Genomic DNA, 24,008 nt, shown 5'->3' on the forward strand with positions numbered 1-24,008 from the left:
GGGGTACGCAAAGGAACAGCCATGGACGAGTCCCTCATTACGACGTGGGTGCCCACGAGGGCGAGGACACCGAATTCTATCTGAAAAAGGGATTTTGCGTCGTCGCCGTGGAGGCGATGCCGGAATTCTGCGAATCCATCAGCAACCGGTTCCCGGAATATGTGCACTCAGGCACTCTGTCGGTCGTCAATCTTGCAGTGTCAAACTCGCCAGAAACAAAGGTTTCGGCGCAGGTGCGGGGCGGACGTTGACGATACGCGCTGCCAGACTGGCGGATATTCTAAAGGAGCACGGTGTTCCGAGATACTGCAAGATCGATATTGAGGGCAACGACCTCGAAGCGTTGGCGTCACTGGAAGGTCTTTCGGAACCCCAAAGTTCCTGTCTATCGAGTCTGACAAAACGAGCTGGAAAAAGCTTATCGAAGAGTTCCAGACGTTCGAGAAACTAGGGGTATCGAAAGGACAGGATCAACGATCAATCACTCGTCTCCATGCAGAGATGCCCAGCTGCTCCGAAGGAGGGAAGGTTCGTCGATTGGCAATTCAGGAACGGAAGCAGCCGCCTCTTCGGAGACGAACTTCCGGGAACATGGGTCAGTGCACTTGGGGCGATCGAAATCTACAAGGGCATATTCCGTGGATATGCGATCAATGGAGATCTTGGACTGTTCGGTGGCGGTCCGAAAAGCATGTTCAATATGGTCAGCAAGATCCAGGAGAAGCTGTTACGTATCGAGGGCTCCAGGCAATATTTGAATCCGGCAGTGCAGTTCTCGCCGCGCGGCTGGTACGACACCCATGCGGCAAGAGAGTGATCGTACTTGAGAGGTGACAAGAAGCACGTTGCGCCGCAGGCGGGTAAGCCAGCGGCGGCTGTCGCCGCCGCTGTTGCAACAACATTGTCGCGCGAATCATGCGCTAGTCGACATATCCGTATCGCTTGTAATAGCGGTTGCGGTAGTAGCTGGCGCTGTAGATGTCGTAGCGGCTCATCACCGCCATGTTCACCTTGTTGAGAACCGCGCCGAGAAGGCGTTCGCGGACGATCGGGGTTTCGTTGAGCACGCGCTCCACAATATCGACCTTGGCCTTGGCCCATTCGATGACGAGCACGTATGAGTCCGCCAGCGCACCGGTGGCCCGAACGTCGATCACTGGCGCGAGCGGGCTGAGGTCGAGAACGATGCGGTCGTAGTGCTCCCGCAAATGCTGAAACAATCTTTCCATTTGGGGCGAGGCCAGCACGTCGCTGGAATTGGAGAAACGCGAGGTCACGACACAGGGCAGGAAATGCAGGTTGGTCTGTGGATCAATCCAAACCGCATCCTTCCAATCAACCCTGCCAACGACGACATCGATCAAGCCAACCTGCGCCGAGGGTGCGAGCCGCGCGGTGAGGCTTGGATTGCGGATATCGCCGTCGATCAGGAGGGTGCGGGAACCGGCTTGCGCGACGGTTTGCGCCAGCGCCTCGCTGATCGTGGATTTGCCTTCATTGGGGAGGCCCGAGGTAATGCCGATAACCTTGTTGGACGATCCGTAACTGCTGAGGTCGGTTGCAAGCTTGATCGAGCGAAAGCCCTCGGAAAACCGCGAGAACGGTGCATTGATTACGTATCTGCCGACGCTGTCGTTGGCCTTCAGTAGACGGTCGCGATGCGGCTGCGGGTGATTGGAACCGAGTTCGGATTTTCGCAGCGGCAGACCCGCAGTGGCGACGGACGGAGCCGGCTTTGCTGCCAAAGGCTGGGGTCTTTTCGGGCGTCTGTTGAAACGCCGCGCCGCTCTAGACATCAGAGAGTGCCCCGCTACACCCACGCTCTGCTCGCTGCCGATCGCCGGAATCGAAGCAAGACAGCTGGTGTGGAGCAGCTGCTCGACTTGCGATACCGTCCGGAACACGCGGTCCATCATGTCAAGCAGGACGGCGACGAGCCCGGCAAGGATAGTGCCGCCGATCAGCGTCGCCAGCAGAATGAGCATTGTCTTGGGCGACGTCTTGTTCGGAGCGTTGGACGCCTGCGTGATCACACGCGATTCGGTGATCGGAAACGATTGCTGCTGAACCGAGACCATGTAGAGCTGGAGGAAGTTGTCGGAGAGCGCGCGCGCGCTTTGTGCGTTGCTGTCCAGATCGCGCAATACGATTTGCGCCTGGCTGGTACCGTTGGATAACGCGATGGTATCGTTCAGGCTCTTCTGGCTGGACTCTTCACGCGCTTTCGCAATTGCGAGGTCGCTCTTGTAGACCTCGGCTGTGCGCCGCAGCTCTTCGGTGATCGAATGTCTGATTTCGCGCATCTGGTTGCGCAGATTGACGACTGCAAGGTGGGTCGGCCCGTATCGATTTGACCAATCGGCCTCGCGCGCCGCATAGTCGAGATAGGTCTGGCGCAACTTGGTGATCACCGGATTGTTCATGGTGTCGGTCACGGTCGCCAGATCGTTCAGGATGACCTTGGCGTCGTTGTCGTCCGCATTCAGAATGGATGTGATCCGCTCCAGCTTGGCCTGCGCCTCGGCGCGCTGACCGCGAGCCTGCGTCAGCGAACTGTTGATCTCCGCCAGTTGCTGCTCTGTAAGGAGGCGCCCGCCGGCATCGACGATGTTGTTCTTGGCCTTAAAGTCGGCGACCGCCCGTTCGGCGGTGGAAGCCTGCGTCCGCAGTTCCTTCAATCGATCCTGCAGCCAGACCGCCGCCCGTCGCGACGCCTGATATTTCGATTCCAGCGAATCGACGATGTAGCCGTCGGCCACCGCATTGGCGACCCGAGCGGCCTGGTCGGGCGAACGCGACTGATAGGAGATCTCGATGACGTAGCTCAGGCCGACGCGCTTGATCGTGAGATTGCCGGCCAACTTGCCGATCGCGGTACGCGTCAAAGCGGCTTCGGACGGAGGCGATTCCGGAAATATCCAGGAAAACAGGTTGGAGATGCTGCCGAGCATTCCGCCTTCTTTGCCGGTGAACTCCGGCGAATCGAGCAGATGCAGTTCTTTGATGACGGATGTCGCGATGGTCTCCGACTTGAGGACTTCGACCTGGCTGTCGACCATGGCTGAATCGATCGGACTATCGCCGCCAGTCGGCGCCTGGGTCTGCAAGCCCTGCATCTTGCGGCTGTCGATCAGGAGTACGGCGGTCCCGGTATATTGCTTCGGGGCCGTCAGCAAATAGACGCCGGCCAGGCCGATGCAAATGCACATTACGAAAATCATCACAGGATACTGGCGGCCAATCAGCGTGATCGCCGTAGAAATCGTCTGCTCGAGCGAAGCCGACTGTTGTTTGGGAGATTCGATCTCGCGAGGGGGGGTGATTCGAGTTTGGAGCATCCGGCTCGTCTACCTGACCTGATTTCTGGATTGTGTCGGAGTAGGCTGAAACGCTTCAGCCCTCGCTGAACGCATCGGCGAACTGAAGGTGCCAAATAAATGTGTCAGGAAGAGTGCGGTGCATCATACATCTCCGGGACCCGCCTAGGGTGCGGAACCCAAGGAGCGATTGGGAACATGTATCGTTTTCACGACGACAACGCTTGGTTAAGGGCGGTTCAGGCTAGGTACTCACCCAGCAATTCCCATGCCGGCGAGTAGCGCTATCGCGAGCAAGAGACCGGACATTTGCACAAGAAATAGGCAAGAGAAAGGAGCTCAGAGCAGATGGAATCGTAAGGCGGATGATCAAAATTGTGGAGGGCGCCGTTTGGGCGGCGGCCTCGCGCACCGATTGTCCAATTGGGTCGCAAGTTCCACGGGCAGAAACGGGAACCTTCGCAGCCGGGTCGTTTTGAATTCGAGCGAAGGGTAACGGGACCAGTGCCGAGCCCGGGGACCCTTCGGAAATCCGCCCGAATCCGGCCGCGATCATCAATCAAAATCTTTGATACGGGAATCGCGCTTCCATTCGTCAAGCGAACTTGCCACGTCGTAGTCGAACCTGAATCCGCTGGCGACCAGGCGCTTCGGCAAGATATTCGTGGAGAACCATAATTTGTGGATTCTGTCGCGATTGATGCCGGTCTTGATGCCGACCTTGTGCAGTATCTCGAACGGAAGGACCGCGAAATTCATGAACCATACCGGAATGGTCAACATCGGCTTCTTGTAGCCTGCGGCCTGCGAGAAAGCCGAGCAGATCTCGCTGATCGTGTAGCGATGCTCATAGCAAAAATTGTAGATCGCTATGCCATCGTTGCGAGCTGCCATGAAGAGCATCGACGAGACCAGGTCCTTCACATAGCCGCATGATTTGATGGTGTCGGTTCGACCGGGATAGACGAAGGCCCGTCGTTCCAGCAGCCTCGACAGCCGCGTGAAGTTTCCGTGCTCATAAAGGCCGTAGATGACGGCGGGACGAACGATGGTTAGCCGTCTTGCCGTGTCGTCCGATTGCCACAGCCGATGGATGGCTTCAGCCGAGAGTTTGGAACGCCCGTAGGCGCTGACCGGCGCGGGCTGCGAATCCTCGTCGAGCGGGGTTTCGCTCGGACCGTAGATCGATATCGAGCTTGTGAAGGTGATGGTCCTGCTGTCGGTCTCCATGGCAAATCGGCACACGTTCACCGCACCAAGGACGTTGGTGTAATAATACTCACCGTCCGGATGGCCCGGCGTCGTATGGATCGCTGCCAGATTGAAGATGTTGGCGGGCGCACCATGCGCAAGTTTCGGGTCGACTGGCTTCCGGACATCGTGGTGAACGTATTCTACGCCGGCGATCAGGGTTCTCGGCTTGGCGATATCGACGGCGACAACCCGATCGTATTTTCCGGACGCGATGAGCCTGTTCATCAGATGTGTTCCGATGAAGCCGGAACCTCCGAATATGATGGCCTGAGTGGGGCTGGGCATGCTCAAGGCTCAATCCGAGTGAAGATGTAACGATGTTGCGAGCGCGGCATCGGCGGGCAAAGGAGGTTTGGCCAGACAAAGGGCTGCGGTTGGTGTAGTGCGCTCCATCAATACAACTCGCGGTACTCGTAGCCGAACGAAGTCGAACCCCCAGAGATGCCGAGGATCCTTTGCAGTTTCTGATAACCGCTCAGCGCAACCGTGATGCAGTCCGAGCTGCCAGCATAGCAAACTTGAACCTTGATGGATTGGCCGCAAGAGTTGTTCACAGTCACGATCTGATCGATGATCTTCGGATTGATGATTTGAGGATGCGTGGACGGACGGACCGATATGCAGGCCGTTCCGTCCGGCGCTTTGTGGCTGGGGGCATATGTGCCCTTCATCGGTGGGAACGGGTTCGCCGGCGCTGCCGATATGCCGGTTCCTCCGTACATTGGCGCCGATGATCTCCCAAAGCCGACGATCTGGGCCTGTGCTCCCGACGCGGAAAGCAGGGCAGCGAGGGCCAGGCCGCATGGAATGCGGCCGACGTGACCGAAATGACGTGAAGAGTGATCGTTGTTCATGCGATCTGGCATCCGGCTAGGGCTCAATGCCGGTCTCGAGAAGCTCAATGAGACCAAAACCCGAAACAAGGTGAAACGAGACTTTCTGGCCGCCGAACAGGATTGCCGGTGCGGGCGCGCTGACCGGCATGATCTCGACTCCGGACGCCGAAAGCGCCGCCAGCGCCTGTTCGGCATCTGGGCATGCGTAGCACAGGTGGTAGATCATGGTGCCGTTTCGCTTGATAAGCTTGTCGATCGGCGAGGGACCGTCGCCTGGCCAGATCACTTCGACGTCCGGCATCAGGAGGTGATGCCGCATGGCGAGGTTGACCCGCTGTATCGGGTCGAAAGCTGCGTTTCCCGCCGTATAGCCGAGTGACGCCAGGTAACGAAAGGCGTCTTCCGGGGATGCGACCGCAAGCCCGAGGTGATGGAAAGCCAGCGCAGCCGATGTCGGCGCGATGTCGTTCGCTGAGCGGTCCACGTGTCCTTATGCTTTCTTCTCGATCAGATCGGCGAGTTCGCCGACGTTCTTGAGGCTGCCGATCTCGGATGCGGAGAACTTCACGCCGAAAGCCTTGGAGACAGCCAGCACAAGGCGGATATGGGACAGACTGTCCCAGCCGTCGACGTCGTCGGCGGTGGTTTGCGGAGTGAGAGCCACATCGTCCTCGTCAAATACATCCCGAAAAACACCGGTGAGCTTGCTGTAGACTTCGGCCTTTTCCATTGCGTCATCCTTTGTCGAGTGTGTTGGGGGTGCCGGCGCGGATCGCAGACCGGTCAGTTAGCCGGGGCTGCCGTTGTTACCTGCTCCGAAGAGCGCAAGGTGTTGACCTTGGGGGGAGATTTGTCAGGCTTCTCAAGGCAGACGAACGAATCCAGCTTGCTCGCCAGCCTGGTCGACCAGACTTTGGCCATATGCTGCTTAGCATGCACTTCGTCCGAATAGTCGAGGTCGTTGTCGAGGTCGTCCATGCTCAGCGAGCTGAAGTCCGACTGCTCGCCGAATTCCTGAAGCAGGTTTGCCATCGCCTGTCGATAGCTCGGCTCATAGGGGCTCGCTTTGCGATGCCATGCCGGGATCGGGAGGTCGACGAGCACGACCTTCTCCCCTGACGCCAGCAGCGCTTGAATGGTTTGTTTCAAGATTTCGACCTGGGACGGAGCAATATCGCTCGTGCGCCCCATGGTCTCCTTCCAGTATTCCAGCGCTTTTTGCTTCTCCGCGTCCGACATCACGACGCTTTCGCGTTCGTCGTCGGTGCGTTGGGCGTTGACGCGGCCGGTGAGCGCGAGATTGATGCCGGCCCTGGCCTCGCGCGCGACTTTCTCGAGCAGCAGGAACGGCCGGATCGCCATGACGCCGGCGTCCAGCCATTTCGCAGGCAACACCGCGACCGGACCGTCCGACGTGCGATGGTAGAAGCCATACCGGTACCGTTCGATATCGAGATCAGTCTCACCGCGATGGCGGTCGCCTTCCACATATTTCACATCCGAATCGATGAACATGCCGAACCAAACGCCGATAACGAAGGTGTTCAGTCGGCGTTCCTGATCGTTCTGCACCTCGTGGACGAGATCGATCACCTGCTTGACCTCGGAAATATTAGCGCCTCCCATCGCAAGGTTGCTGACTTTGGCGCAGCCGAGGTTCGACTGCACGAGCTTCTGCCGGAACCCGACGCCGGTGTTCGATGCCCCCACCAAGATGATCTTCCTGTCCGGGTTGGCCAGCACGCTGCGGCCGAGGAAGACATATTTGGGAACCGTCATGTAAAGCGTATGTTCTGCAGCCTGGAAATCCCGCGGACCGCCGCTCGACGGATCCGGAAAAACGAAGAACGACGCGCCGGCGAGCAGCGTGTAAAAAAAGGCGAACGACAACAAGGTCAACGCCGACTGTCGAAGGATGTATTTCAATTTCAAAACGCCTTGTAGACGAAGTCGGGAGCCTTGTGCAGCAGGGTCGCGACGGCGACGATCGCCATCATCCTGCCTGCCAGGTGCAGATTCCTGGGGATCTCGCTGCCCCGGATTGCCGGCAATGTGATAGGGATGCGAACTTGAGCCTGGATGAAATCCAGACTCAACGCCGCAATCGCGAACGCCACTACCACCATGATGAAGGTGCAGAGTACGCCGGCGACACCAAGCCGCGCCAGCAGATGGGTGAATTGATGCAGTTCCGGGACCCACAGGCAGGTCAGTGCGAGCACGAAATAACCAACCGTGAGGCCTCTCGCCGAATAGATGTAGGCGGTGGACTCGGCAAGCGCCCGATAGCGCTTCTTGCCCAGGCGTTCGGTGCAGGCCACTTGCCAAAGCTTGTTGATGCTTGCGCCGGCACCCATCAGGAGGCCGTAAATGACGAATACGGCCGTCGTGCCGTGCCAGACGCCCATTACGCCGAACGTGATGAAGAACGCCAGCACCCCGAGATAGGACGTGAGCGCAGGCGAGGGTAGCCACGTCATCAGGAACATCAGGAGCGGGTTGAAGAGATAGAACTTGAACCACTGCGACAGCGTCATGTGCCAGCGCTGCCAGAATTCAAGGAAGCTGCGCGCCGAGAATGGTTTGTCGAAATTCTCCGGCAGTGTTTGCCCGAGCAGCGTGCCGATGCCGATTACGATGTCCATGTATCCCGAAAAATTGAAATACAGATAGATCGTGTAGAGCGATGCGACTGCGGCATAGACGGCGCACAGCTTGAGAAACGGCAGACCGGCTGGCTGCAGCAGGTGTGGACTGAGGAACGTAAAGGCGTAGTCGGCGGTCGCGGCAACGATGACAAATTTCACATAGCCGGTTGCGATTCTCGAAAACGCCGCATAGACCACCGACGAGTCGAGCTGAACCGCCGCTTTTCCGTCCATCGCGTTGAAGTCCTGATAGCGCTGGATCGGACCGGAAACGAAGCACAGGAAGTTGCAAGTGAAGCGAAAGAACGCCAGCGGACGAATTCGCTCGGCCAAGTCTCCCGACCGTACATCGATCATGATGTGCAGGATTCGAAACAGGATGTACGAAAGTCCGATGGTTAGGTAGGGGAACGGAAGCTGGCCCAACGCCTCGAAGAACGAGAAACGCTTCAGGAATACATAGCAACAAAGGATCGCGACGATGCCCAACGCTAACACGAGGGACGATTGGCGGAGGTAGAGCGCGGATACGCAGAAATAGCCGAGCGCGAGGAAAGCGATCAGCGGCAAGACCTGCGTAGCGTCGGTCAAGTAACTCGCGATGAATACGGCATTCGCGGCCCCGAGCACGAACCTACGGTAAGCGACCGATTCACTCATGTGAAAGGCGACCACCACCGCGGCAAGAAACGTAAAAAACAGAGGCGATGTCAGGCTCATGGATGTGAAGCTCGAGGTTGTCCGAATTCTCGTGGAAATTTGTCGGCGATCCGGTTAAATCAGGCCGGTTCGAACTGCTTCTCTTCGCGCTGAACCGTCATCGGCAGATCTCCCAGTTCAACGTCAGTACGAAACTCCCAGCGGCTGCTCCCATCGGGGCCGTCATCAAGGCGCGTGAAGCCCAGCTTGCCGTAGTGTTCGCGGACCATGTCGTTTCTGTCGGTAGGAAGATAGATGCCTTCCAGGGTGGTGATGCCAACGGCGCGCGCCCGCAATACGATCTCGGCCAGCACGGCCTGTTCGACTCTTCGTCCGAGCACCCGGCAGCTCATCAACCAGCTGTCGATCGTCCAGGTGTCGCGACGGGTCGCGCGGCAAATGATCACACAGATGATGCCGTTGTCGCCGAACTTGTCGATCAGCCGCGCATGCAGGGTCATGACCCCGGAGTCGGCCTCTAGCTGCTCGACCTGGGATTCGGTGTAACGGCGCGTCGTCAGGTTGAACTGGTTGCTCTTGTTGATGAGCTGGGTGACGCGGGCGCGCGTGGTCCGGTCGAAGGGGCCGAAGACAATGCGCATTTCCAGCGACCGCAGGTAGGAGTTCAGATCGGTCGTCTGGCCCTGCAGGTTGAGCCGGCGCGTATTGGCCCGATACATTTCGGCGCGTGCGCTGTCTTCCTCCGAGAAGTTGATCGCCTCGAAATAGCCGGCGGCAGTAAGCGTACGGGCGTAGCCCGCCGGATCGGTTTCGAGCTCCGGCACCGCGACCTCCGGGAGTTCTTGCCGGATCAAGCCGCGTTCGACCGGATTGTCATCCAGGAAGACGAAGGAATCCAGGCCTAGCGCGAGCTCTTTTGCTATGGCGCGGATGTTGGTCGCCTTATCGTTCCAATTGGCCTGGAACACCGCAATATGCTCTTCCTTCAGCAGCATGTCCGGATGTTCCCTGAACGGCCTGCGCGCGACGCTGTCGGTGTTCTTTGAGCTCACCGCGAGCACGATGCCGCGCGCGCGCAGTGTCAGCGCGAGCTGCTGAACCGCAAGATGTGCCTCGCCGGTCGCATCGCCCTGGGCGATCTGGATGCCCTCGACGCCGTCATCACCAATCACGCCGCCCCAGACCGTATTATCGAGATCAAGCACGAGAACACGCCGACTCTTGCCGCGCAGCGCTCCGATGATGCGCGCGACATGCTCGGCGTAGAGCGGCACCATGGCATCCGCGAAGGGCAGCTTTGCCAGATTCCATTGGGCAGGCGAGTGCCAGTCGGCAAGTCCAACCGTCTCCGCGATGCCGGCTACGTCGAGCATCATATCGGTCGACGATAGTACCGCCTCTGAGATCTTCTGGTTGACGCGATCAACGAGATTGCGGACTGTGCCGGCCAGCGCGCGGTCGAAGGACCCGAATAGCCCTTCGGGCGGCGCGGCGAGGGTTTGCAGGATGCACGGCGCGCCGCTGTTCCGCGACACGCTTGCACGGATAGAATCGAGAAGTGCACCCGCCGCTTCGACGGCTTCCGTGGCCATCTGCTCATTGCCCGGACATGGCTGCAGGGATAATCCGCGGTGATCGAGTGCAAGAAGGACCGCGTCAGGCCGCGCCTTGTTGAGCAGAGAATCCGGCTGTAGCGCATCCTGCAGGAATTGATCGTAAGCGCCCGTAATGCATTCGAGCGCAAAACCGTGACGGGCAGCCGTCGCAACCAGCACGGGAACGATCAGATCGAGCGTGCCGTTGCCGATCAGACCGAGTCGAAAGGGCGCGAGCGGTGCGAGGGATTCGCCGCCAAGTTGCAGCGATTGAATGGTCCGCCCCAGCCGGGACAGCTGGCGCTCATCGAGCGCGAGCGTTGCGAGTGCTCTGATTTTCTTGCCAGGGTCGCCGCCAGAGCTGTTTGCCAGTTCTTTGCAGCGGATCGAGAAATCGTCAGGAGGTTTCGGAAGCCAGGCGAGTTCTCGATATAAATCTGCGGACACAGCCGTTTCCTTTATCTTGGCAACACGGTTTATTGCCCGACCAGCTTGCGTTTCCCCTGATTGTTGTTAGCCACAATCTCTATCCATAATTCGACAGTTTCATGGCGGTTGCAAGCAGGGGCACATATGCGGAACCACTATGCGGGGTTCGATGACACGATTTCGGCGCGATTCGAGAGGCCGCGAATGAGCTTGTGGCGATAGGTCGTTGTCAATTCGCACAAATACGAAATAACAACCCGTTCTCGATGCGTGAGGAACCGGACGTGACCAACGAACTCGTCTTGTCGGTGGTGATTCCCAATCACAACTACGCCGATTATGTAGGCATCGCGGTCAAAAGCGCGCTCGATATTCGCTGGCCCGATGTCGAGGTCATCGTCGTTGATGACGGATCGACCGACCGTTCCCTCGAGGTTATCAGGGCCTACGCTGACAGAATCACCATCATCAGCCAGGCCAACGCAGGCCAGATGCCGTCTTGCGTCAATGGGTTTCGCCGCTGCACCGGCGACGTTGTGATATTTCTCGATTCGGACGATGCACTTCATCCGGACGTAATGACTGAAATTGCGGCAGTCTGGTCCGACCAGGCCAGCAAGTTTCAGTTTCAGATGCGTGTCATCGACGCCAGAGGAAATCCGACGGGCAGCATTCTGCCGCAATATTTCTCACATCCCACCCCTCAGGACATCCGCACATGGGTAACGACGACCGGCGTCTATCCGACGCCCCCGGGATCGGGCAGCGCGTATCCGCGGTCGGTGGTCAATCGTATCTTTGGTTTTGAATCAGACTTTATCGACCGCGCGCCCGACAGCTATCTCATCGCCGCGGCGCCCGTCTATGGCGATGTCATAACCATTCCAAAGCCGATGGTAGATTATCGCGTTCATGGGTTGAACCACGGCGCGCACCTGCATCTGGACGACAGCCGCTTCGCGCGGGAGGTCGACCTGACACGTCGGCGCCACAAATTCTTCACGGAAGTAGCACGCAGCGTTGGCATGCCGGTGGAAGCGGGCGCGCTCAACAGGAACTTGCTGTTCCTGTGCCTGCGCGCGGCGTCATACTCGCTGCGGCCAGATATCCATCCGATTGCAGGCGACAGCGCGATGCAGATTGCCTCCGCTACTTTCAAGGCACTGGCGTTTCCGCAAGGCTTCTCCCAGACCCAGCAGATGTCATTGTTCTTGTGGGTGATCTGCGCATTGTTCGGGCCGCGCGGCCTTCGCCGTTCTGTGGTGAGTTGGCGTTACGTTCCGACGGCGCGGCCGCAGTGGATGAACCGGGCGCTTAGCCTGCTTCGAGTGGCGAAAAAAGCGCGTGGTTAGGTGAACCGCGCATCTGGCATGAACATGGGGCGCTTTCACTCGGCGAGATGCGGTTGTTGAGCTCCGGGACCCGGCTTCAGAAGCTCAGCGAACGGACGCTCGAACAACCGCCATGCGGCAAGGCCTATCAAGGCCGACAAAATCAGGCTGGCGACAAAGAATGACGCGGGACTGAAATGCGCCTTGAACTTCTCTATCGCGGAGATAGTGAACGTATGCGTCAGGTAGATCGAATATGAAGCGTCACCGAGCACGGCAAGTGCAGGAACAAAGAGGACGTTCCGCTTTTCTTCAAGGATTACGGCCCCGGCGACGAGCAGGAACGCCGGTATTCCCCAGAACACGATGCGCGGCGATTCAATATCGAGTCGGGCTGAAACGAGAAATAGCAGCAGACCAACGGTCAGTGCGACGTAACCCCAGCGGAGCTGCGGCAAGCGATCCTGCTCAAACGCTCTGCCCAGCAGTATCCCTGACAGGAATTCGAGCATGATTGGGTCGGAGTAAAAAATGATCAGCGGGCTGCTGCCAGTGTAAATGTGCCCCACCAGGGACAGGGCGGAAAACGCCGCGGCCAGAAAAATCAGCCGCTTGATGCTCTCGAGAAAGAGTGCCAGGGCAAAAATGGCATAGAAAAACATTTCGCAGTTCAGGGTCCATCCCGGCACCACCACCGGCCAAATCTCGCCATTGCTCGGAGATCGCATCGGAACAAAGAAAAGTGAGGCGAAGGTGTGGCTGGTGCTTACGACCAGCCGCGGAAACAAGGCCGGAAAGGTGATCGCCGCGAAAACAAAAGAAAGCGTCGCGAACCAATACATCGGAACGATTCTGGTGATGCGGTTCAGGAGAAAATCTGCTGGAGTCTGCCTGCGATAGGCGTTCACGGTCCACATGACGAATCCGCTCACGACGAAAAAGACATCCACGCCGGCGCTGCCGATGACGAGCGCTCGTCCATACGTGAGCCCTTGCGCATGAAAAATCACGACCCCGAAGGCCGCAAATGCTCTCAAGTATTGGATCGAGAGAAGCTTTGGCAATGCTGTCTCCGGCAATGCTGTCTCCGGTCGCGACCGCCATCGTCCCGTGTTGCGTCCTTGCAATGCGGCCGTACGTCCATCGCATTTCGGACGAGTTCGGCGCGAGGCGCGAAGCCAATTTCACTGCGTTCCAATTCCGCCCGGCTTCTCACCTTCCCAGCAGATTTCGTTGTTCGTGTGGACGCTGTGCGTTTTATTTGCGCCGTGGGTCCAGCGGAGAGCTGGCGCGTTATCTGTATAATGAGCGCGCGAGCCCACATCGGATTGCGGTAATGGACAATAATCGACTATCCGCCTCCAATGCCCTTAACACTAATGCCCGCGGAGGTTCAGCGGGATCGCGGACTTGTGCCCGGAATCGGTCGTCCGACCAGAGTCAGCAGCCAGACGATAAGCGCGAAGCTTGGCTTCAGAACGACTCCGACGCTGATCCAGCTGAACAGCAGATAGTTGCATATTTCCACGCGCAGCCGGCTCGAATACAATCTTTGCAGAAGAATTGCCGAGATCAGGCCAAATCCGAGCACGCCGTACTCATAGATTAGCTTTGCCCAGGTCGGGTCGTTGACCTCATATTTTATGCGGTAAAGCGTCACGTCCCTCAGATAGCTGCCCGCGCCGTTTCCGAACCAGGTTGTAAAGGGGCCGACGTCGAAGCTGTGTCCGATCATTTCCATCGGCGCGACGAAGCGCGCATAAGCGCTGGTATTTGGCGTCTGAAACTCTGCGAGACGGCTGAACCACAGGTCCAGGCCCGGAATGTTCAGGCTGTAAAGCAGGTACAGCGCCAAGATCAGGCCGGCGAGATAGGCGACGAAGAGTGGAATGCGAGCGAGCGATCTCGGCATCAACAATCCCGCGGTGATCGCGAGGAGGCCGGAGCCAGAAAGCGAGCAAATCAATCCCACCGCAAGAATGCCCATGATGCTCAGCCTCGCCCGCGACCCGAGTTCTATGATGAGAGCCAGGGCGACGATGATCGAAAGATCAGCCGACTCGCGGAGGAAAAAGCCGTTTGCCTTGATGATTCCGCCACCCTCGCGAACGAAGGTGTAGTTCCCGGCGCCGCGAATGGCCTGGGGTAGACTGAAATAGATGTTGGTCAGAAGCGACGACTTGGTGGCGTTGACCAGCACGATTTGCACGATCGCGATAGCGGCGATGGTGGTTGCCGCCGAAACATAGGCGGACAGGATATAGTCGTGGACGGCGTCCGGATCTCCCTTGAGCCGAACGGCAAACGGAGCATAGAGAACGAAAAGCAGCAGCATCGAAGTCCACGATGTCACCGATGTCGCGGTCGATGTCGCTAAACAGGCCAGCACCAATGCGACGACGAACAGGAGAAGAGGTAGCAACCCGATCGAAGCGAAGCCGCTGGTCAACAGGTACGCCGTCACGGCGGCATAGCAGATCAGGTCAGTCGATGCCGGAAAGGTGCTGATGTTGTAGGCAATCTGCGACAGGAACAGGACCGAGACGATCGACGCCCATATGGCAAATCTCCCCGACTTGCTGAGTTCGGAGTCCGACGATGCTGACTGTGGGCGTGCGGCCCCAGCCGGCGCCGCCATGGGAATCTCAAGAGTCATCGCGGGTTTTTGCCTGGGTGGATCGAGATCACGCTAGCACAATCCGGTGGTCCGTATCGATCGATATGGGGTTCCAGTCGTGACCTTGCATCAGTTCTCCTGGAGCAGGATGCCGCGAAGGCGCTCGGTTCCCCGCTTGAGCCCGAAGCGATCGGACATCATTTCAAACAGCCTGGCCTGATTGCGATTAAGGCCGGCGAGGTCGTCGATGCCATCGATGATCGCGTTTGCCAAGTCATCCATGCTGTCGGCGAGAAACATGGCCGATTGCTCGTCGGGCGTGGTGCCATCGACTGCCATTCGTAGTCCGAATATGGGGAGCCTTGCGAAGGCATAATCCAGCAGTTTCAGCTTGAACCCTCCGCCGAGCGTTTCGGCCACGAGTCCGCCGCGCGACTTCCCAAGCACGCCCGAGAGATCGGCCACCGGACCATGGAACACCAGGTTCGGTCGTTCATGGGCATAGCGGGCCTTGATGTCCTCCGGAACGTTTCCGACCACGTCGAGGGTGACGTTCCTGCTCTTTAGAATCGGAAGCAACGCGCGGACGATATGTTCGAGATTGCGCTGCTTTGCCACCCATTCGAACGAGCCGAGCAGCAGAATGGACCTTGGCCGGGTCGGCTCGATGCGATCGCTCGGCGCGACCGTTCCGAGATAGATGGGTGGCACGACGAACGTGGACTTGCCAGCCAGCGCAAAATAGGCCGCGTCCGCCTCGGTGATGCAAAGGATGCTGTCGGCGGCGTCGACGATGCGTTGCTCAAGTCGCCGGTACTTTTCGGCATCCCAGCGCATGATTGACCGGCGCAACGGATCGGCGGGGTCTTTCGCGATCTCGGGCCTAATCTTTCCCTCGGCATTATGCGCCACGTAGCAGATCGAGGCCTGCTTTCGTTGCTGCAATACCGTCGAGAGGAACGCGGCGGAGCGCGCGTGATCGAACACGATCCAGTCCCAATGTTGATCCAGAAGCTCGGCCAGAGTGTTCCCGATCGAAGGCGGGGCAAGACTGTAGGCGTCTCTTGGTAACGACGTGAGCAGGCTCAGTAATCCAAACTTTCTTGGCCACGGCGCCTCCGGGAAGACCGTGCCCGGCAAGCTGAGCACGCGATCATCGATCGGCCGGTTCTCGCGCCGAGTGCCGACGACCGTTACGGCAGCCCGTTCGGTTCTTGACAATGCCGTGAGCATTCCCGCGGTATAGAGCGCATCGCCGCTAAAGAGCGGCGAGGGAACGCGGCCGGCAATCCAGAGAATCTTCTTCATGCTCAATCTCGAAAGAGAATGCTCCGAGCAGAATGCCGGCGGCGCGCATCCGCGACTAGGGATCAGGCGACAGATGGAGATTTGGCGCCGAGCAGGCGTCGCTTGACCAGGCGTCTTGCAACGTAGGCAATCCGCTTCGTGCCGCGACCGATGGAGGCGAGCCCTTGACGAATCCGCTCCACGGGCTGCAACGGGGGCGCGTCGAGGTTGCGCAACTCGATGCTGCTTTCATAAGCTGCCTGACTGACGAGAAACGGTTGAGTCTCGGCGAAATCAATCCCGTGCCGATCGTAATAGACGAGCTTGTGGTCCAGCGGCCGGTCGGCGACCGACAGTGCCCTTATGAGTTCCACCGCGCCCTTTCGTGTGACGGCATAGGCAGCGGATCCGAGGGCCGGCTTCAGGGGAACGACCAGCTGGGCCGTTTCGCCCTTGAGGAGCGAGACGCCGGATTTTGACGTGTGCGCATAGTGAATGCCTTCGAATTTCACGATATCGCTCGTCATCAGAAAGTGTGCCAAATCGCGCCGGTAGAACTGCGCAAAACGTTCGTCGAACGCGGCGTCGTCTTCGAAGATGATGGCCATCGGCAGGTTCTTGCGCACGATGCGCTTCAGCGCGGCGATGTGCGACAGATAGCAGCCGATCTCGCCCGCCTTCATCGGGCGATTGGCGAGGGCAAAGTGGAATTCGCGGCGGATCACCCGGCGAATAAGTGTCATCCGCTTTTTGGCGTCGATCGCGGGAATTCTCTCATAGGGGATTACGAGCCGCGTCAGCGCACTCGAAATGTCCTGCCATCGCTCGACGTCCCGATCGAGATTGATGACGAAGGCAGGTATTGTAGCGTCGGTTGCCACGAACTCTCTCACGTTTGTATTGCCGCTTGTGTATTACCGCTTGCACATGGCGAGTGGCGCTGCCGTAAATTTCGTCATTCTCCGGACATAAATTCGGCAGTCCGACCACATCGTGGCCAAGCTTGATGTGTTCTATCCGACGCCAATTTCCCGTCTTCGTCCATTTCGTCAATGTGACTGGCCGACCGTTGGGAACCCCCTAGAGTGCGAGGCTAACCTGTCCTACCGATGCAAGGCTGTCAACTTGACCGAGACTTGTTGGTGACGTTAGGAAACCCTGTCATCGAAATCACACACGCTCAGAGACCTCGAATGATCCTCACCGAGATTTGCAAACGTGTTCTCCTGACACTCACGATTCTCACAGCCGCCTCGACGTGCGCGCGGTCGGCGGGATGGGAACTGGTGTTTTCCGACGAGTTCAATGGCGACAAGCTCGATCGAACCAAGTGGGCCACGCGCTATCTCTACCAGAACGAAACGATGGATCATTTCAACGATGAAAATGAACGCTACCGCGACGGCCACGTGGTGGCGGACGGTGCGCTCAACCTAATCGCCAAGAAGATGCCCGGATCGGTCAGCCTGTATGAATCCGCGATGATCCGTAGTCATCGAACCTTCTATTACGGATATTATGAAGCGCGCGTGTTCCTGCCCAACGCAAAGGGAGTCTGGCCGGCATTCTGGCTCGAGGCCGATTACGATATCGACGGCAAGACCTGGCATCCGCCGGAGATCGACATCTTCGAGTATGTCATCAACGGCGTTGAGGACAAGGCGAACTCACTACACTCGAACGTAGTGGGCCCCTTTAGCGCTCAGCAATACAGCTATGTGGATCGATCGTTCGAGCTCAAGTTCCAGAACATTTATGGAAGCGAGGACCTCAATCAGGGTTGGCACAATGCTGGCTTTGTGTGGGCGCCCGACAAGATTTCGATGTTTTGGGATGGCAAGCTGATCTACACGCGCAATTACCAGTGGCTGCGCAGCGACGGAAAGCTTGGACCGCCGGCGCATGTCGATCTCAACTTCGCCGTCGGCGGCAGCAAATGGGCGGGCCGGCATGGCATTGATGAGGCCGCGTTTCCGCAGACCTTCAAGATCGACTATCTCCGCGTCTGCCAGTACACGACCTCCGAACGCGGCGGCCGGCAGTGCGGGCCGAGCGAATTGACGCCGGATCCGAAGCAATTTGGCTATTCCGCGCCGCTCAACGACATGGCGAAGCCGGCATTCCTGGGCGTCAGCAAGGTGGTGGCGGGCAAGCAACCCAAGGCAGGCGTCTTGGCGTTAAGCACCAGCGACAAGCTTGACGTCGAAATTCCAATCAAAGTCCCGGAAGACTATCCGTCCAATCGGACGCTTCAGCTGACCGTTTACGACAAGGCGACGGGATCCATTGTGGCGTCCACCAACGCCAAGCTGCAGCTCGAGGCCGACAAGAGGCGACCCGACGGCACCATAATCGCCGTTGCCTCCCTGCCCGCCGTTCAGCGTCCCGGAAGCTACATCCTATTTGGCGGGCTGACCGCTGACGTGGCCAACGGCAGTGGCGCAAAGCAGACGCTGCCTAGTCCGGTGACTTGCAGTACCGACGTCGTTCAGCCAGCCAAAGCTACGGTGTGCAAGCTGCTAAATCTGGACGTGCAGGCGCAGTCGCAATGATGCGGTCCGGCTCTGCGGGATGATCGCGCGCTTATCGATGCCAACCGATACTCTGTGGCATGGCAGGTTCGCTAGGCGGGATCGGTTCCGAAAAACTCACGTCGCAGCTTCGGTGTGATGAGGCGGAGCGAAAGCGCGGTTTTGATGAAACGAAGCGGACTGGCAAGCGTCGCTTTCTTGAAGAAAGTTGCGATCAGCCCGGAGGAATTGCTATGGGCCCCCGGATGTCCGACCCGGTAGATCGCGCCAAAGAATGGGAGCGCTTTGATCGGAGTTCCCGCTGCGGCTAGCTCCTGAGCGATCGCGATATGACTCCCAAGCATGCGCTTCATATAGTCGTCCGCATCGTTTCCGCTGAGCTTCTCCAGATCGTAGAGCCGGGCATTGATGATATGCGAGGTGCCGCAAAGCATGAAGAACTTTGAGATGGCGCCGAGCAGAAGGTTGCCTTCACTCCACATGTAACCTCGGTCGATATACCATCCATTCTCGTCGGGATGCCTGGCAACATGGTCGGCGAGCCTGGAACTGACGAAATCGTCGTCATCGACGATCATGAAAAAGGTGGTGTTCCGTGCTGCCAGCATTCCGGCGCGCACGCGGCGGCCCTTATCGACGCGGAAGAAATCCCGGAATACTTCGACGTCGTCTGCGGCACCGCGTTCGTGCTTCGGGTTCGGCGCAAAATCGACGCGTTCAACCGAAAAACCTCTCGGAAGGGCGGGCAAGTCTGCGCCGGTATTCGCCACAATGATGGCTTGCCAGTGGTCACTATTCTGACCCGAGATCGATGCTATGGTTTGTGCAAGCCGTGCCTTGAGGGCGTCCCAGTTCTTGGAATTCGCCGGATGGCGAACCGGTATGATGAAGGTCAACATGAATTGTCTCGCATGGACGTTGTGGGCTTGGATGTTGCGCTCGCGTGATCGTTCCGGCAGATAGCATGCGCTATTGGCCCGCTGGATGCATAGCACCAAGTTACGGCTGCCGCTCGGATTGTTCATCGTTGCGGCATGAACTCTCAGCGAAAGGTTTGTGGCAAAGCTATGGAGCGGAATTCTACTGGTCGTTGCGACGGAGTTTTGTGCAGCCGATGCGATCTCTGGCTCGTTTCGGAACGCCCCCCATTTGCTGACGGCCTCAGCGCGATTTTTCCCCTCTTGAAGTGACACAGATGACTCCTGGAACCACGCTGGATCAAAAATCCTCTGCACAACTCTTGACCATCCAGTACCTGCGCGGCCTTGCGTCCGTGATGGTGGTGCTGCATCACATCAGAAATCCGTGGCCGCATCTGTACAACCCGCTCGAAACGTTCGACATGGGCGAGGCCGGGGTCGATATCTTCTTCATCATTAGTGGCGTGGTGATGTACGTCTCGTCGCGAGTTGAGGCGCCCGCGGTCTTCGTCGGATTGCGGCTCATTCGCGTCGCGCCTCTGTACTGGATCCTGACGCTCTGCGCGGTCAGCCTCGTTCTATTGTCCGGCGGAGCCAAGCCTGGCATCGCGCTCGTGAACGACGTGATCCTTTCCGCTCTGTTTATTCCGCACCACAGCTCGATTTTCACAGGCACGATCTGGCCGGTGTTGAACCCGGGCTGGACCCTGTATTTTGAAATGTTCTTCTACCTGATCTTTGCTGTTGGCCTTTTCTTTCGTAAACCGCTGCTGATCTCAATTTGTCTGATTTCTCTGCTCGTTGTGCTGGGAGTCTTTGTATCGACCGATGAATCGATCTTTCACACCTATACGCACCCGCTACTGCTATATACGCATCCCCTGATGCTGGAATTTGCGGCGGGCATCGTATTGGGGTGGTTGTTCCTGAGCGGGAATGTTCCCAAGGTCTGGCTGCTTTTGCCGGTCGGCTTCTTGGTGTTGGTCGCTGCACATATCTTGCGGCTTCCGTACCTGTTTCTGCAAAACGGTTTATGCGCGGCGGTGATCATGATCGGCGCGGTCGCAGCCGAGGGATCATTCAAGATTCCGGAAGTTCGCTGGCTGCGGTTGCTTGGGGATGCGAGCTATTCGATCTATCTCACGCACGCGCTGACGCTTTTCATATTTCGCCGGGTGCTTCTGCGGTTGCCATTGGAAGGCGCTCTACAGTTTGCTTCGTTCGCAATTCTCGCCGCAACAGCTTCGTTGCTGGTTGGATTTCTCGTCTACTTCAAGATCGAGCGTCCCATGACGCGTTGGCTGCGCTCGCAATTCCTGGCGACATTCGCGGCCAGGCGCAGAGTTTCAGGCCACCGATTGAGCGAGACCGGTTCGTCTGTTCCCGTGGGCCCAGCCGGCGGGTGATCGATATGCGAGCGCTCATGTCTATTCCTTGAGCAGATTTGCACAGGGTCGGGTTCTTGCCTTGAACCGATCGACCAAGTCATGCATGCGTATGACGCAGAGGGGCTCTGCAATCAAACGCCCTCGGGTCGTAAACTGCGGGATCCGCTTGGGCCTCGTGGCGTTAGGCAGCGAGCGTGTTTAAGACGCGAGCTATCTTTGAGCCGCGAGCTGTCTATTGCGAGACCAGGTTGTCGACACCGGCGCGTGACCATACCAGGACGACAAGAAGATGAATATTGCCTACCTCATTCTTGCCCACCAGCATCCTGAGCAGCTTTCTCGGCTAGTTCATCAGCTGCAGACGCCTGCTGCGGACATGTTTGTACATGTCGATGCAAAGGTAGACATTGGTCCGTTCATGCGGGCGGTCGGATCCGACGTCAAGTTTGCGGAAAAGCGAATCCCCGTTTATTGGGCTGATTATTCCCAAGTCGATGCAGTCCTACTCCTGATTGAAACAGCCTTAGCGGTGCCCCGCAATTACGACTATTTCGTTTTGCTCAGTGGTGTCGACTACCCGCTGCGTTCGGCGGCAGAGATCGAGGACTTCTTCCTGCGAAACAAGGGCCTTGAATTCATCAATTGGGTGGCAATGCCTTCGACACTAGTAGCAAAGCCCCTGTCGCGGCTAACCGACTACAAGCGCCGTCCCGGACTGCTCGGCTGGATTATCGGTAGAGTTCGCCAATTGCTCGCCAAACTTCATGTCATCCCGCGAGAGCGTGACTACAGAGTATATCTGGGTAACCTTGCGCCTTATGGAGGGAGTACGTGGTGGGCTCTTACGCGCGATGCGTGCGACTACATCCAAAAATTCGCTGTAGGCAATCCCAGGCTCATGCGGTTTTTTGAGAATACCTCTTCGCCGGATGAAATGGTCTTCCAAACCATCCTTGCGAATTCGCCGTTCCGGTCAAGCATGCGCCGTAACATAACGTATACAGACTGGAGCAAGGGGGGGAATAATCCGTCCCCTATCGGCGACCAGCACGTGGCGATGTTCCGCGCCAATCCGATCATGAGGGCGGAAGAAGGTGTTTATGTTGCCGGCGAGTTCCTTTTTTGCCGCAAGGTCATGGATGACGCCATCTCGGATCAGCTTGCGGTCATGATCCAGCAACGCGACCCCGTTACCTAACGCGCTCCTGTCCCTGGCTAGCATTCGATGGCCGAGGAAGCTGCGCGCGGCTATGATCTGCCCGGACGAGGTCATGTCGAGTGTGACGTCTTCGGCTGCTATTTGGTCGCATTTCGGAGCTGGTTGATAGCTTATTTGTTCCGCAGGGAGTCGCGAAGGCTAGCCCTGCGTCTTCACTTGCAACTGTGCTAGCTTACCAATTGTCCGCTTGGTCGGTTGGCAGTGGATGGATCACGTGGCCCGAGCCGGGCGCGCCTTCCGCTCATCCCCTTCTCCTGGAAGCGTCTGATGGCAATCGAGTTGGATGGACGTCGAAAACTGCTTGTTGGGCAATTACCTTCGCGCAAGGATGTCGTTGCGTGGTTGCATGCGACCATCCGTAATCATGCCGGGAACGTTATGATCTGGGAAGAATTCTGCAAATGGTAGACACTGAACCCGGCAACCAAACGCACGCTGTTCGCGCCATTCGGGGCGTGTTTTGGTCGGGCGTCAACTCGATCGTACCGTCGCTCGTCGGCTTTTTCGTTTTCCTGGTGACCTCGCGCTACCTCGGTCCGGCCGAGTTCGGTGTCGTGGCCCTTGCTGGCAGTCTGGTGGCGCTGCTCGCAGTGCTGTTGCCGACCGGTTTCGCGGAGGCGATCGTTCAGAGGTCGTCCGTGGACGACGCCCATCTTGACTCAACGTTCTGGGTGGCATCGATCTGCGCGCTCGTCGCGTATGCCGTGCTGGTGGTTTCCAGCGGACTGTTCAGCCGAATGCTGGGCTCCGAATGGATCGCGGTTTTGCTTCCGGTCGCCGGGCTGAGGCTGTTCGCAGACGCCGCCGGCATTGTTCCGCAGGCCATCATCACGCGAAGAATGTCCTTTGAGTTGATTGCTGGCCGGACATTGCTCGCCACGGTGGTGTCGGCGGCACTGACGGTGCTCCTTCTCCTCGCTGGCTATGGCATTTGGGCTCTCCTCGTCGCACAGCTGTCGTCGTCCGTCACCGCGGCCGTGGCCGCCATGTGGGGAGCGGGGTGGCGGCCGAAATTCCGGATCAGCCTGGACGCACTCAAATCGCTCGCGCGTTATGGCGCGTTTTCATCGGGTACTCGGGCCATGCAGGCCCTGACGACACAGGCGGACCCCGCGATCGTGGGGCTTTACCTTGGGCCGCATCAAGCGGGCATCTACGCCTTTTCGCGGAACCTGTTCCAGATGATCCTCAACGTCCTGGCAACGCCGATCGGTGCGGTGGCGCATCCAATGTTCTCGGCCGTTCAGGAAAATGTGGATCGGGTCAAGAAGGGCTATTTGCTGGCGACGTTTCTGTCCTCGGCGTTATCGTTTCCGGTCTTCATCGGGTTTGCGATGATCGCGGACCTTGCAGTCCCTGTCATATTCGGATCGCGCTGGGTCGATACGGTCGAACCGATCCGGCTGTATTGCGGCCTCGGCACGATGGCCTGCATCGGTGTGATTCAGGGAAGTCTCATCAACAGCCGCGGGCATGCTCATTGGTGGTTTTATTACCAGCTTGCCGCAGGAATAGTCACACTGGCGATCTTGCTGCTGATGTCGAGATTCGGCGTGACCGCGCTATTGGCAGCCGTCCTGATCGCGACTATCGCCAGATGGCCGTTTGCGGTGATCAAGACGTCTCGGCTCTTGGCGGAACCGGTGTCGGCGTATTTACGGGTCTTCGTCGGCCCGATGGGCTCCTGCATTGTCATGGTCGCGTGCATTGCCGGCACGAGGCACCTTCTTCCGGAGCTTCCGCCCGTTCTTGCGCTAGGTGTCATGGTTGCGGTTGGCGCAGTGTCGTATGTCGGGGCGATGCTGGTGATCGCCAGGGACCAGACGATGGATGTCGCGAAGCTGCTCGCGGGTTCTATCGGGTTCAAGCCACGGGGCCAGCGCGGAGTTGTGTCGAAGCCTGGTTGAATACGTTGGTTGCGCCCCCTGAGGCAATAACCATAATGTTATCCGACGTCCGTCACGGTGTGTCGGTCG

The 24,008-nt window shown here is 58.2% G+C and carries 20 protein-coding genes and 1 pseudogene; 7 read left to right on the top strand and 14 right to left on the bottom strand.

Features of this window, described 5'->3' with window-relative positions; translation table 11 throughout:
- The first annotated feature begins 44 nt into the window (after positions 1 to 44).
- Together UP10_RS45070 and UP10_RS46305 are read left to right on the top strand one after the other, a co-directional pair.
- Positions 45 to 251, top strand: a complete 207-nt coding sequence (locus UP10_RS45070) for a hypothetical protein (RefSeq protein ID WP_044585546.1) — start codon at positions 45 to 47, stop codon at positions 249 to 251.
- A 440-nt stretch (positions 252 to 691) separates the two neighbouring features.
- Complete coding sequence (locus UP10_RS46305; RefSeq protein ID WP_283807608.1) at positions 692 to 817, top strand: hypothetical protein; 126 nt, start codon at positions 692 to 694, stop codon at positions 815 to 817.
- Positions 818 to 920: 103 nt separating this feature from the next.
- Here the strand turns inward: UP10_RS46305 and UP10_RS00835 are convergent, their stop codons facing one another.
- From UP10_RS00835 to UP10_RS00870, 9 genes and pseudogenes are all read right to left on the bottom strand, one after another.
- A complete protein-coding gene (locus UP10_RS00835; protein WP_245321638.1) occupies positions 921 to 2,759 on the bottom strand; it encodes a polysaccharide biosynthesis tyrosine autokinase in 1,839 nt (612 codons plus the stop codon).
- Positions 2,760 to 3,005: 246 nt separating this feature from the next.
- Positions 3,006 to 3,338: pseudogene (locus tag UP10_RS46460) on the bottom strand (Wzz/FepE/Etk N-terminal domain-containing protein); the annotation flags it as partial.
- A 534-nt stretch (positions 3,339 to 3,872) separates the two neighbouring features.
- Positions 3,873 to 4,856 (bottom strand): NAD-dependent epimerase/dehydratase family protein, encoded by a 984-nt coding sequence (locus UP10_RS00840; RefSeq protein WP_044585549.1) that lies wholly within the window; start codon positions 4,854 to 4,856, stop codon positions 3,873 to 3,875.
- A gap of 107 nt (positions 4,857 to 4,963) precedes the next feature.
- On the bottom strand, positions 4,964 to 5,425 hold the full coding sequence (locus tag UP10_RS00845) for a hypothetical protein (RefSeq protein ID WP_156179590.1): 462 nt from the start codon (positions 5,423 to 5,425) through the stop codon (positions 4,964 to 4,966).
- A gap of 16 nt (positions 5,426 to 5,441) precedes the next feature.
- Positions 5,442 to 5,891 (bottom strand): VOC family protein, encoded by a 450-nt coding sequence (locus tag UP10_RS41905; protein WP_050043514.1) that lies wholly within the window; start codon positions 5,889 to 5,891, stop codon positions 5,442 to 5,444.
- A 6-nt stretch (positions 5,892 to 5,897) separates the two neighbouring features.
- The gene (locus UP10_RS00855; RefSeq protein WP_044585551.1) at positions 5,898 to 6,137 is read right to left on the bottom strand and encodes an acyl carrier protein; all 240 of its coding nucleotides are present in this window, start codon (positions 6,135 to 6,137) and stop codon (positions 5,898 to 5,900) included.
- Between the two features lie 53 nt (positions 6,138 to 6,190).
- Entirely contained in the window at positions 6,191 to 7,333 is a 1,143-nt protein-coding gene (locus tag UP10_RS00860; RefSeq protein ID WP_156179591.1) for a hypothetical protein, read from the bottom strand.
- A 2-nt stretch (positions 7,334 to 7,335) separates the two neighbouring features.
- Positions 7,336 to 8,775: an MBOAT family O-acyltransferase gene (locus UP10_RS00865; RefSeq protein ID WP_044585553.1), complete on the bottom strand. Its 1,440-nt coding sequence runs from the start codon at positions 8,773 to 8,775 to the stop codon at positions 7,336 to 7,338.
- Positions 8,776 to 8,834: 59 nt separating this feature from the next.
- On the bottom strand, positions 8,835 to 10,757 hold the full coding sequence (locus tag UP10_RS00870; RefSeq protein ID WP_044585554.1) for an HAD-IIIC family phosphatase: 1,923 nt from the start codon (positions 10,755 to 10,757) through the stop codon (positions 8,835 to 8,837).
- 266 nt (positions 10,758 to 11,023) lie between these two features.
- On the opposite strand from UP10_RS00870, the gene UP10_RS00875 reads away from it, so the two are divergent.
- On the top strand, positions 11,024 to 12,091 hold the full coding sequence (locus UP10_RS00875; protein WP_197086705.1) for a glycosyltransferase family 2 protein: 1,068 nt from the start codon (positions 11,024 to 11,026) through the stop codon (positions 12,089 to 12,091).
- A 35-nt stretch (positions 12,092 to 12,126) separates the two neighbouring features.
- Here the strand turns inward: UP10_RS00875 and UP10_RS00880 are convergent, their stop codons facing one another.
- From UP10_RS00880 to UP10_RS41910, 4 genes are all read right to left on the bottom strand, one after another.
- Positions 12,127 to 13,149 (bottom strand): acyltransferase family protein, encoded by a 1,023-nt coding sequence (locus UP10_RS00880; protein WP_197086706.1) that lies wholly within the window; start codon positions 13,147 to 13,149, stop codon positions 12,127 to 12,129.
- A 314-nt stretch (positions 13,150 to 13,463) separates the two neighbouring features.
- The gene (locus UP10_RS00885) at positions 13,464 to 14,708 is read right to left on the bottom strand and encodes an O-antigen ligase family protein (protein ID WP_044585556.1); all 1,245 of its coding nucleotides are present in this window, start codon (positions 14,706 to 14,708) and stop codon (positions 13,464 to 13,466) included.
- Positions 14,709 to 14,816: 108 nt separating this feature from the next.
- The gene (locus tag UP10_RS00890) at positions 14,817 to 15,995 is read right to left on the bottom strand and encodes a glycosyltransferase (RefSeq protein ID WP_044585557.1); all 1,179 of its coding nucleotides are present in this window, start codon (positions 15,993 to 15,995) and stop codon (positions 14,817 to 14,819) included.
- A gap of 62 nt (positions 15,996 to 16,057) precedes the next feature.
- Entirely contained in the window at positions 16,058 to 16,855 is a 798-nt protein-coding gene (locus tag UP10_RS41910; protein ID WP_050043516.1) for a glycosyltransferase family 25 protein, read from the bottom strand.
- A 312-nt stretch (positions 16,856 to 17,167) separates the two neighbouring features.
- On the opposite strand from UP10_RS41910, the gene UP10_RS00900 reads away from it, so the two are divergent.
- On the top strand, positions 17,168 to 18,526 hold the full coding sequence (locus UP10_RS00900) for a glycoside hydrolase family 16 protein (RefSeq protein ID WP_044585558.1): 1,359 nt from the start codon (positions 17,168 to 17,170) through the stop codon (positions 18,524 to 18,526).
- A gap of 71 nt (positions 18,527 to 18,597) precedes the next feature.
- Here the strand turns inward: UP10_RS00900 and UP10_RS00905 are convergent, their stop codons facing one another.
- Positions 18,598 to 19,404: a hypothetical protein gene (locus tag UP10_RS00905; protein ID WP_044585592.1), complete on the bottom strand. Its 807-nt coding sequence runs from the start codon at positions 19,402 to 19,404 to the stop codon at positions 18,598 to 18,600.
- Positions 19,405 to 19,700: 296 nt separating this feature from the next.
- On the opposite strand from UP10_RS00905, the gene UP10_RS00910 reads away from it, so the two are divergent.
- From UP10_RS00910 to UP10_RS00920, 3 genes are all read left to right on the top strand, one after another.
- On the top strand, positions 19,701 to 20,831 hold the full coding sequence (locus UP10_RS00910; protein ID WP_082076928.1) for an acyltransferase family protein: 1,131 nt from the start codon (positions 19,701 to 19,703) through the stop codon (positions 20,829 to 20,831).
- Positions 20,832 to 21,102: 271 nt separating this feature from the next.
- The gene (locus UP10_RS00915; protein WP_050043517.1) at positions 21,103 to 22,011 is read left to right on the top strand and encodes a beta-1,6-N-acetylglucosaminyltransferase; all 909 of its coding nucleotides are present in this window, start codon (positions 21,103 to 21,105) and stop codon (positions 22,009 to 22,011) included.
- Between the two features lie 422 nt (positions 22,012 to 22,433).
- Positions 22,434 to 23,939, top strand: coding sequence for a lipopolysaccharide biosynthesis protein (locus UP10_RS00920; protein WP_082076929.1), 1,506 nt, complete (start codon positions 22,434 to 22,436; stop codon positions 23,937 to 23,939).
- Positions 23,940 to 24,008: the final 69 nt, after the last annotated feature.

It is taken from the genome of Bradyrhizobium sp. LTSPM299, assembly GCF_000938235.1.
GTDB lineage: Bacteria > Pseudomonadota > Alphaproteobacteria > Rhizobiales > Xanthobacteraceae > Bradyrhizobium.